Source organism: Niveibacterium sp. (assembly GCF_041909475.1).
GTDB lineage: Bacteria > Pseudomonadota > Gammaproteobacteria > Burkholderiales > Rhodocyclaceae > Niveibacterium.
Genome location: NZ_JAYRDJ010000044.1, coordinates 26,566 through 34,559, shown reverse-complemented (window position 1 = coordinate 34,559; position 7,994 = coordinate 26,566). Strand labels below are relative to the sequence as shown.

The 7,994-nt window shown below is 59.1% G+C and carries 18 protein-coding genes; all 18 read left to right on the top strand.

The genetic code is table 11. The features are described from left to right. On the top strand, window positions 1–113 hold a 113-nt coding region (locus ACE3P0_RS19505), incomplete at its 5' end, for an elongation factor Tu (RefSeq protein WP_080366219.1). Between the two features lie 71 nt (window positions 114–184). Then, the gene (gene rpsJ, locus ACE3P0_RS19500) at window positions 185–496 is read left to right on the top strand and encodes a 30S ribosomal protein S10 (RefSeq protein WP_172205048.1); all 312 of its coding nucleotides are present in this window, start codon (window positions 185–187) and stop codon (window positions 494–496) included. 123 nt (window positions 497–619) lie between these two features. Then, window positions 620–1,261, top strand: coding sequence for a 50S ribosomal protein L3 (gene rplC, locus ACE3P0_RS19495; RefSeq protein WP_172205045.1), 642 nt, complete (start codon window positions 620–622; stop codon window positions 1,259–1,261). Window positions 1,262–1,272: 11 nt separating this feature from the next. Then, on the top strand, window positions 1,273–1,893 hold the full coding sequence (gene rplD / locus ACE3P0_RS19490) for a 50S ribosomal protein L4 (protein WP_172205042.1): 621 nt from the start codon (window positions 1,273–1,275) through the stop codon (window positions 1,891–1,893). Beyond that, complete coding sequence (rplW, locus tag ACE3P0_RS19485) at window positions 1,890–2,198, top strand: 50S ribosomal protein L23 (RefSeq protein ID WP_172205039.1); 309 nt, start codon at window positions 1,890–1,892, stop codon at window positions 2,196–2,198. Before rplD ends, rplW begins: the two co-directional genes overlap by 4 nt. Further along, window positions 2,199–3,023, top strand: a complete 825-nt coding sequence (rplB, locus tag ACE3P0_RS19480) for a 50S ribosomal protein L2 (protein WP_172205036.1) — start codon at window positions 2,199–2,201, stop codon at window positions 3,021–3,023. It begins immediately after the preceding gene. Window positions 3,024–3,033: 10 nt separating this feature from the next. Then, complete coding sequence (gene rpsS / locus ACE3P0_RS19475; RefSeq protein WP_172205034.1) at window positions 3,034–3,309, top strand: 30S ribosomal protein S19; 276 nt, start codon at window positions 3,034–3,036, stop codon at window positions 3,307–3,309. Between the two features lie 9 nt (window positions 3,310–3,318). Next, window positions 3,319–3,648, top strand: a complete 330-nt coding sequence (gene rplV, locus ACE3P0_RS19470) for a 50S ribosomal protein L22 (protein WP_172205032.1) — start codon at window positions 3,319–3,321, stop codon at window positions 3,646–3,648. A gap of 9 nt (window positions 3,649–3,657) precedes the next feature. Next, window positions 3,658–4,491: a 30S ribosomal protein S3 gene (rpsC, locus tag ACE3P0_RS19465; RefSeq protein ID WP_172205030.1), complete on the top strand. Its 834-nt coding sequence runs from the start codon at window positions 3,658–3,660 to the stop codon at window positions 4,489–4,491. Continuing rightward, on the top strand, window positions 4,460–4,876 hold the full coding sequence (gene rplP / locus ACE3P0_RS19460) for a 50S ribosomal protein L16 (RefSeq protein WP_172205028.1): 417 nt from the start codon (window positions 4,460–4,462) through the stop codon (window positions 4,874–4,876). Before rpsC ends, rplP begins: the two co-directional genes overlap by 32 nt. 2 nt (window positions 4,877–4,878) lie before the next feature. Beyond that, on the top strand, window positions 4,879–5,073 hold the full coding sequence (gene rpmC, locus ACE3P0_RS19455) for a 50S ribosomal protein L29 (protein ID WP_172205026.1): 195 nt from the start codon (window positions 4,879–4,881) through the stop codon (window positions 5,071–5,073). Continuing rightward, window positions 5,070–5,330, top strand: coding sequence for a 30S ribosomal protein S17 (gene rpsQ, locus ACE3P0_RS19450; protein WP_374404442.1), 261 nt, complete (start codon window positions 5,070–5,072; stop codon window positions 5,328–5,330). Before rpmC ends, rpsQ begins: the two co-directional genes overlap by 4 nt. A gap of 149 nt (window positions 5,331–5,479) precedes the next feature. Beyond that, a complete protein-coding gene (gene rplN / locus ACE3P0_RS19445; protein WP_172205020.1) occupies window positions 5,480–5,848 on the top strand; it encodes a 50S ribosomal protein L14 in 369 nt (122 codons plus the stop codon). Between the two features lie 9 nt (window positions 5,849–5,857). After that, a complete protein-coding gene (gene rplX, locus ACE3P0_RS19440; protein ID WP_172205017.1) occupies window positions 5,858–6,175 on the top strand; it encodes a 50S ribosomal protein L24 in 318 nt (105 codons plus the stop codon). Between the two features lie 9 nt (window positions 6,176–6,184). After that, a complete protein-coding gene (gene rplE, locus ACE3P0_RS19435) occupies window positions 6,185–6,724 on the top strand; it encodes a 50S ribosomal protein L5 (RefSeq protein WP_374404441.1) in 540 nt (179 codons plus the stop codon). 7 nt (window positions 6,725–6,731) lie between these two features. Further along, complete coding sequence (rpsN, locus tag ACE3P0_RS19430; RefSeq protein ID WP_374404440.1) at window positions 6,732–7,037, top strand: 30S ribosomal protein S14; 306 nt, start codon at window positions 6,732–6,734, stop codon at window positions 7,035–7,037. A gap of 12 nt (window positions 7,038–7,049) precedes the next feature. Next, window positions 7,050–7,445: a 30S ribosomal protein S8 gene (rpsH, locus tag ACE3P0_RS19425; protein ID WP_172205011.1), complete on the top strand. Its 396-nt coding sequence runs from the start codon at window positions 7,050–7,052 to the stop codon at window positions 7,443–7,445. 11 nt (window positions 7,446–7,456) lie between these two features. Then, window positions 7,457–7,990, top strand: coding sequence for a 50S ribosomal protein L6 (rplF, locus tag ACE3P0_RS19420; RefSeq protein WP_374404439.1), 534 nt, complete (start codon window positions 7,457–7,459; stop codon window positions 7,988–7,990). Window positions 7,991–7,994: the final 4 nt, after the last annotated feature.

Here is a 7,994-nt window from a genome sequence, read left to right as displayed (position 1 = left end):
CGATCACCGTCAAGCTGATCGCCCCGATCGCCATGGAAGAAGGTCTGCGCTTCGCAATCCGCGAAGGTGGCCGTACCGTTGGTGCGGGCGTCGTCGCCAAGATCATCGAGTAATTGTTGTGCAGGGGCGCCCGAACGGGCGCCCTTTGTTCTTTGCGTTCTTTACCGCTCTTTAGGAATACATCATGCAAAGCCAAAAGATCCGCATCCGCCTGAAGGCATTCGACTATCGTCTGATCGATCAGTCCGCCCAGGAAATCGTTGAAACCGCGAAGCGCACCGGCGCAGTCGTGCGTGGCCCGGTTCCGCTGCCGACCCGCATCGAGCGTTACAACCTGCTGCGTTCGCCGCACGTTAACAAGACCTCGCGCGATCAGTTCGAAATCCGCACCCATCAGCGCCTGATGGACATCATCGACCCGACGGACAAGACGGTCGATGCGCTGATGAAGCTCGACCTGCCGGCAGGTGTCGACGTCGAGATCAAGCTGCAGTAAGTTGAACCGCTTGCGTATTTTTTAGGCAGGCGGTTATAATTTCGGATTCGCGTCCATCTGTTTGGGCGCGATTCGACTTTTTAGCGGTCCGGTCAATCGCAACCGGATTTTCAGGAGAACAACATGAGTCTAGGCCTTGTTGGTCGCAAGGTCGGCATGACTCGCGTCTTCGCTGAGGATGGTGTTTCCATCCCGGTGACGGTGCTTGACGTGTCGAACAACCGAGTGACCCAGATCAAGACGCCTGATGTCGACGGCTATGCCGCGATTCAGGTGACTTTCGGCAAGCGCCGTGCAAGTCGCGTTAACAAAGCGGCTGCCGGTCATCTCGCCAAAGCCGGTGTCGAAGCCGGTCACGTCCTGAAGGAATTCCGACTTGCTGACGAACAGCTCGCCTCGTACAAGGCTGGCGATGTCATCAGCGTCGAAATCTTCACCGTCGGCCAGAAGGTCGATGTGACGGGCGTGTCCATCGGTAAGGGCTTCGCTGGCACCATCAAGCGTCACAATTTCGGTTCGCAGCGCGCAACCCACGGTAACTCGCGTAGCCACAACGTGCCGGGTTCCATTGGTATGGCGCAGGATCCGGGTCGTGTTTTCCCGGGTAAGCGCATGTCGGGTCATCTGGGTGCTGTCCGTGCGACGGTCCAGAGTCTCGAAGTGGTGCGTGTGGATGCTGAGCGCGGCCTGCTGCTCGTGAAGGGCGCTGTGCCCGGTCACGACGGTGGTGACGTGGTCGTGCGTCCGGCTGTCAAGGCCAAGTGAGCGGGGGCGAGATGGAACTGAAGCTGATTAATGAGCAGGGCCAGGCTTCGTCGACCGTTCAGGCATCCGATGCTTTGTTCGGCCGCGAATACAACGAGGCGCTGGTGCACCAGGTCGTGGTGGCCTACCAGGCAAATGCCCGTTCTGGCAACCGTGCGCAGTTGACCCGCGCTGAGGTCAAGCACACGACGAAAAAGCCGTGGCGTCAAAAAGGTACCGGTCGCGCGCGTTCCGGTTCGACGTCCAGCCCGCTGTGGCGTGGGGGTGGTCGTACATTCCCGAATAGCCCGGACGAGAACTTCACGCAGAAGCTGAATCGCAAGATGTATCGCGCCGGCATGGCGTCGATTCTCTCGCAGTTGGCTCGCGAAGATCGTTTGGTGGTGATTGACGGTTTCGGTATCGAAGCCCCGAAGACCAAGCTTCTGGTTCAGAAGCTCAAGGGCATGGGTCTGGATTCCGCGCTGGTGATCACCGACAACCTGGACGAGAACCTCCTGCTGTCCTCGCGCAACCTGCACGATGTGCTGGTGCTCGGCGTGCAGGAAACCGATCCGGTTTCGCTGATCCGCTTCCCGAAGGTGATCGTCACCAAGGCAGCGGTCGCCAAGATGGAGGAGATGTGGCAATGAGCTTCTCTCAAGAACGTCTGTACCAGGTTCTGCTCGCGCCGCAGATCTCCGAAAAGGCGACTTATGTCGCGGAGAAGAACGAGCAGGTGATTTTCAAGGTGGCATCTGACGCCACCAAGCCCGAGATCAAGGCTGCGGTCGAGCTCCTCTTCAAGGTTGAAGTGGATTCGGTGCAGGTTGCGAACGTCAAGGGCAAGGTCAAGCGTTTTGGTCGCACGACGGGTCGCCGCAAGGGCTGGAAAAAAGCCTTTGTGTGTCTGAAGGCCGGTCAGGAGATCAACTTCGTTGAAGGGGGGGCCGCTTAAATGCTGGTCAAGGTCAAGCCGACATCCGCGGGTCGCCGCGGCGTCGTCAAAGTGGTCAACCCGAATCTGCACAAGGGCAAGCCGTTCGCCGGCCTGGTCGAAAAGCAGACGAAGAACGCTGGCCGCAATGCGCATGGTCGTGTCACGGTGCGCCACCAGGGTGGTGGTCACAAGCAGCACTACCGCGTTGTCGATTTCAAGCGCAACAAGGATGGTATCCCGGCAAAGGTCGAACGCATCGAATACGACCCGAACCGTACCGCCCACATCGCGCTGCTGTGCTATGCCGACGGCGAGCGCCGCTACATCATCGCTCCGCGTGGTCTGGAAGTCGGTCAAGTGATCGTTTCCGGGTCCGAGGCGCCGATCAAGTCGGGTAACGCTCTGCCGATCCGGAATATTCCGGTTGGTACGACGATCCACTGCATCGAGATGCTCCCCGGCAAAGGTGCCCAGCTGGCTCGCGCCGCTGGTACTTCGGTTCAGCTGCTTGCTCGCGAAGGTAGCTACGCTCAGCTGCGTTTGCGTTCCGGTGAAATCCGCCGTGTGCATATCGAGTGTCGCGCGACGATCGGAGAAGTCGGCAACGAAGAGAACAGCCTCCGCAAGATCGGTAAGGCTGGTGCTCAGCGTTGGCGTGGCATCCGTCCGACGGTGCGTGGTACCGCGATGAACCCGATCGATCACCCGCATGGTGGTGGTGAAGGTAAGACCGGTGAGGGTCGCGTGCCGGTCAGCCCGTGGGGTACCCCGGCCAAGGGTTACCGTACTCGCTCGAACAAGCGCACGGACACCATGATTGTCCAGCGTCGGCACAAGCGCTAAGAGGTAAGAAATGGCTCGTTCTATCAAGAAAGGCCCCTTCGTCGATGCGCACCTTCTCAAGAAGGTCGATGCCGTTCGGGGTTCCAATGACAAGCGTCCGATCAAGACTTGGTCGCGTCGTTCGACCGTGCTGCCCGAATTTGTCGGCTTCACGATCGCGGTGCACAACGGTCGTCAGCATATTCCGGTGTATGTCACCGAGAACATGGTCGGTCACAAGCTCGGCGAATTTGCGCTGACCCGTACGTTCAAGGGTCACGCCGCCAGCAAGAAGGCGAAGAAGTAAGGAGCGACGATGGAAACCAAAGCAATTCTGCGCGGCGTCCGTCTCTCCGCCCAAAAGGGTCGGCTGGTGGCTGACCTGGTGCGCGGCAAGAAAGTCGACCAAGCCCTGAATACTCTGACGTTCTGCCCGAAGAAGGGTGCCAAGATCGTCAAGAAGGTGCTCGAGTCGGCGATCGCGAATGCGGAGCATAACGACGGCGCTGATATCGACACTCTCAAGGTGACGAGCATCTACGTCGAACAGGGTACGTCGCTCAAGCGCTTCACGGCGCGTGCAAAGGGACGCGGTAACCGCATCCTCAAGCCGACTTGCCACATCTACGTGACTGTCGGCGAGTAAGGAGCACACATGGGACAGAAGATTCATCCGACTGGCTTCCGCCTCTCGGTGACACGTAACTGGACTTCGCGCTGGTTCGCAAACAGCCAGAACTTCTCGGGGATGCTTCTCGAGGACCTGCAGGTTCGCGAGCATCTGAAGAAGAAGCTGGGTCACGCTTCGGTTGGCCGTGTGCTGATCGAGCGTCCGGCGAAAACCGCCCGTATCACGGTTTACAGCGCCCGTCCGGGCGTTGTGATCGGCAAGAAGGGTGAGGATATCGAGCAACTGAAGGCTGATCTGCAGAAGATCCTGAAGGTGCCGGTACACGTCAGCATCGAAGAGATCCGCAAGCCGGAAGTCGACGCCAAGCTGATCGCCGACTCGATCGCGCAGCAGCTTGAAAAGCGGATCATGTTCCGCCGCGCGATGAAACGTGCGATGCAGAACGCCATGCGTCTGGGTGCCCAGGGCATCAAGATCATGAGCTCGGGCCGTCTGAACGGTGCCGAAATTGCACGTACCGAGTGGTATCGCGAAGGTCGTGTGCCGCTGCATACGCTGCGCGCCGATATCGACTACGGCACCTCGGAAGCCAAGACGACCTACGGGATCATTGGCATCAAGGTGTGGGTCTACAAGGGTGACACCCTCGGCCGCGGCGAACAGCCTGCGGTCGTCGAGGCTCCGGAAGGTGAAAACCGCCGTCCTCGCCGCGGTGCCAAAGAAGGTGATGCGAAGCCGGGCGCTCGTCGTCCGGCCCGCCGTGCAAACGGCGATGGGGCGGCTGACAAGGCCGGTGCCAAGCGCGTAAACAAAGCAGGAGCGAACAATGCTGCAGCCGGCGAGAAGGAAGTATCGTAAGGAGCAGAAGGGCCGCAACACCGGCGTTGCGACCCGCGGCACCAAGGTCAGCTTCGGCGAGTACGGCCTGAAGGCGATCGGACGTGGCCGTTTGACTGCTCGCCAGATTGAGTCGGCGCGTCGTGCAATGACGCGTCACATCAAGCGTGGCGGCCGTATCTGGATCCGTATTTTCCCGGACAAGCCCATTTCGCAGAAACCGGCTGAAGTCCGTATGGGTAACGGCAAGGGTAATCCGGAGTACTGGGTCGCTGAGATCCAGCCGGGTAAAGTGCTGTATGAAATGGATGGCGTTGATGAGACGCTCGCCCGTGAAGCCTTCCGCCTCGCTGCGGCCAAGCTTCCGATCGAGACGGTTTTCGTTGCTCGCCAGGTGGGGCAATAAAGATGAAAGCCAGCGAACTCAGGGCTAAAGAGCCCTCTGAGCTGAACAAGGAGTTGCTTGATCTGTTGAAGGCGCAGTTCTCCCTGCGCATGCAACTGGCAACCCAGCAGCTGAACAACCACGCCCAACTGGGTAACGTGCGTCGCGATATCGCTCGCGTTCGTACGATTCTTCGCGAGAAGGGAGCCGCAAAATGACTGATGCCATCAAGCGGACTTTGAGCGGCCGTGTTGTCAGCGACAAGATGGAGCGTACGGTTACCGTGCTGATCGAGCGTCGTGTGAAGCACCCGCTCTACGACAAGGTGATCATTCGTTCGAAGAAGTACCACGCCGACGTTGATACTGGTGTTGCCGCAGAAGGTGACTTGGTTGAGATCGAGGAGTGTGCGCCGGTCTCCAAGACGAAGGCGTGGCGCGTGACGCGAGTGCTCGAAAAGGCTCGCGTAATTTAATACTTGCGGAACCCGCCGGGGCTCTGCTAGAATCTCGCGCTTCACCGATTGGCGTTCGGGTGGTTTCATCCGGACGCCAACCTGTTTCCACCCGAACGGGTTCCAAGACTGACTGCCGCCTCCGCGGTGGATTAAGTTGGAGTTAAGCAATGATCCAAATGCAGACCATTCTGGACGTGGCCGATAACACCGGCGCGCGTTCGGTTATGTGCATCAAGGTGCTCGGCGGCTCCAAGCGCCGCTACGCTGGTGTCGGTGACATCATCAAAGTGAGCATCAAGGATGCCGCGCCGCGCGGTCGCGTGAAGAAGGGTGACGTCTATAGCGCTGTGGTGGTTCGTACCGCCAAGGGCGTTCGTCGTCCGGACGGCTCGCTGATCAAGTTCGATACGAACGCCGCGGTGCTGCTCAACAACAAGCTCGAGCCGATCGGTACGCGCATCTTCGGGCCGGTTACGCGCGAGTTGCGTACCGAGCGTTTCATGAAGATCGTCTCGCTCGCGCCGGAAGTGCTGTAAGGGCCGAATATGGACAAGATCCGCAAGGGTGACGAGGTCGTAATCCTCGTCGGAAAAGACAAGGGCAAGCGCGGTTCCGTGCTGGTCCGCGTGGACGATCAGCATGTTGTGGTCGAGGGCGTGAATCGTGTGAAAAAGCACGTTCGTCCGAATCCGGTGCGTGGCCAGGTGGGTGGGATTGTCGAAAAGGAAATGCCGATCGACATCTCCAACATCGCGCTCTTCAATCCTGCGACCCAGAAGGGTGATCGCGTTGGCTTCCGCGTCCTTGAGGACGGCCGCAAGGTTCGTTTCTTCAAGTCGAACGGCGAGCTGGTCGATCGTTAAGGAGTGGTGATGGCACGCCTGCAAGAGTTTTACAAATCGACCGTTGTTGGTGAGCTGACGAACAAGTTCGGCTACAAGTCGGTGATGGAAGTTCCCCGTATCACCAAGATCACCCTGAACATGGGTGTTGGTGAGGCGGTGGGCGACAAGAAGGTGCTCGACAACGCTGTTGGCGATTTGCAGAAGATCGCTGGTCAGAAGCCGGTCACCACGAAGTCGAAGAAGTCGATCGCCGGCTTCAAGATTCGTGACGGCTATCCGATCGGTTGCATGGTGACCCTGCGTGGTCCGCGCATGTTCGAGTTTCTGGATCGCCTGGTGACGATCGCGATGCCGCGTATTCGCGACTTCCGCGGGATCGTCGCCAAGGGCTTTGATGGTCGTGGCAACTACAACCTCGGTGTGAAAGAGCAGATCATTTTCCCCGAGATTGAGTACGACAAGATCGACGCGCTGCGCGGTCTCAACATCAGCATCACCACGACTGCCAAGACGGACGACGAAGCGCGCGCACTGCTCGCGGCGTTCAAGTTCCCGTTCAAGAATTGAGGGTGTTATGGCGAAACTCGCTCTGATCAACCGTGAAGAAAAGCGTGCCAAAACGGTCGCAAAGTTCGCGGCAAAGCGCGCCGAACTCGTCGCGAAGATCAATGACAGCAAGCTGACGGACGAAGAGCGCGCAGAAGCGCGTCAGAAGTTCCAGGCTCTGCCGCGCAACGCGTCGCCGTCGCGTCAGCGCAATCGTTGCGCGCTGACCGGTCGTCCGCGCGGTGTGTTCCGCAAATTCGGTCTGTGCCGTAACAAGCTGCGTGATATTGCGTTCCGCGGCGAAGTTCCGGGCATGACCAAGGCCAGCTGGTAAGGAGACGGAAGAATGAGTATGTCCGATCCGGTCGCCGATATGCTGACGCGCATTCGTAATGCGCAGTCGTCGCAGAAGGCATCTGTCTCTATGCCGACGTCCAAGCTTAAGGTGGCTATTGCTGAAGTCCTGAAGGACGAAGGCTATATCGATGGTTTCGTGGTGCGTGGTGAAGGTGGACAGCGCGAGCTGGACATCTCGCTCAAGTACTACGCTGGCCGTCCGGTTATCGAGCGCATCGAGCGCGTGAGCCGCCCTGGACTTCGTATTTACCGTGGTAGCAACAACCTGCCGAAGGTCATGAACGGTCTTGGTGTTGCCATTGTCTCGACGCCCCGTGGCGTCATGACCGATCGCAAGGCACGCGCTTCCAATGTGGGCGGCGAAGTGCTCTGCATCGTGGCCTAAGGAGGGGTGCGATGTCTCGTGTAGCAAAGAACCCCGTCGTGCTGCCGCAAGGTGTTGAAGTTGCGTTGGCTGCTGGTGAGGTTTCGATCAAAGGCCCGCTGGGTTCGTTGAAGCAGAAGCTCCACCCGTCGGTGACCGTCGAGCGCGATGGTGACAAGCTGGTATGCAAGGCGGTTGCGGGTGCCGAACTGGGCAACGCACTGTCGGGTACGACCCGCGCGCTGGTGGCGAACATGGTTAACGGCGTAACCAAGGGTTTCGAGCGCAAGCTCAACCTAGTTGGCGTTGGCTATCGCGCGCAGGCCCAGGGCGACAAGCTCAACCTCACGCTGGGCTTCTCGCACCCGGTCGTTCACCAGATGCCCGTCGGCATCAAGGTCGAAACGCCGACTCAGACCGAAATCCTGATCAAGGGTATCGATAAGCAATTGGTGGGTCAGGTTGCCGCTGAAGTGCGTGCGTACCGTGCGCCGGAGCCCTATAAGGGCAAGGGTGTTCGCTATGCCGACGAGGTGGTAGTCCTGAAGGAAACCAAGAAGAAGTAAGGGC

Coding starts and splice junctions, on each gene's coding strand:
- rplC (WP_172205045.1), top strand. CDS start 620: ATGAGTCTAGGCCTTGTTGGTCGCAAGGTCGGCATGACTCGCGTCTTC.
- rplB (WP_172205036.1), top strand. CDS start 2,199: ATGCTGGTCAAGGTCAAGCCGACATCCGCGGGTCGCCGCGGCGTCGTC.
- rplW (WP_172205039.1), top strand. CDS start 1,890: ATGAGCTTCTCTCAAGAACGTCTGTACCAGGTTCTGCTCGCGCCGCAG.
- rpsC (WP_172205030.1), top strand. CDS start 3,658: ATGGGACAGAAGATTCATCCGACTGGCTTCCGCCTCTCGGTGACACGT.
- rplF (WP_374404439.1), top strand. CDS start 7,457: ATGTCTCGTGTAGCAAAGAACCCCGTCGTGCTGCCGCAAGGTGTTGAA.
- rpsQ (WP_374404442.1), top strand. CDS start 5,070: ATGACTGATGCCATCAAGCGGACTTTGAGCGGCCGTGTTGTCAGCGAC.
- rplP (WP_172205028.1), top strand. CDS start 4,460: ATGCTGCAGCCGGCGAGAAGGAAGTATCGTAAGGAGCAGAAGGGCCGC.
- rplE (WP_374404441.1), top strand. CDS start 6,185: ATGGCACGCCTGCAAGAGTTTTACAAATCGACCGTTGTTGGTGAGCTG.
- rplN (WP_172205020.1), top strand. CDS start 5,480: ATGATCCAAATGCAGACCATTCTGGACGTGGCCGATAACACCGGCGCG.
- rpsS (WP_172205034.1), top strand. CDS start 3,034: ATGGCTCGTTCTATCAAGAAAGGCCCCTTCGTCGATGCGCACCTTCTC.
- rplD (WP_172205042.1), top strand. CDS start 1,273: ATGGAACTGAAGCTGATTAATGAGCAGGGCCAGGCTTCGTCGACCGTT.
- rplV (WP_172205032.1), top strand. CDS start 3,319: ATGGAAACCAAAGCAATTCTGCGCGGCGTCCGTCTCTCCGCCCAAAAG.
- rpsN (WP_374404440.1), top strand. CDS start 6,732: ATGGCGAAACTCGCTCTGATCAACCGTGAAGAAAAGCGTGCCAAAACG.
- rpsJ (WP_172205048.1), top strand. CDS start 185: ATGCAAAGCCAAAAGATCCGCATCCGCCTGAAGGCATTCGACTATCGT.
- rplX (WP_172205017.1), top strand. CDS start 5,858: ATGGACAAGATCCGCAAGGGTGACGAGGTCGTAATCCTCGTCGGAAAA.
- rpmC (WP_172205026.1), top strand. CDS start 4,879: ATGAAAGCCAGCGAACTCAGGGCTAAAGAGCCCTCTGAGCTGAACAAG.
- rpsH (WP_172205011.1), top strand. CDS start 7,050: ATGAGTATGTCCGATCCGGTCGCCGATATGCTGACGCGCATTCGTAAT.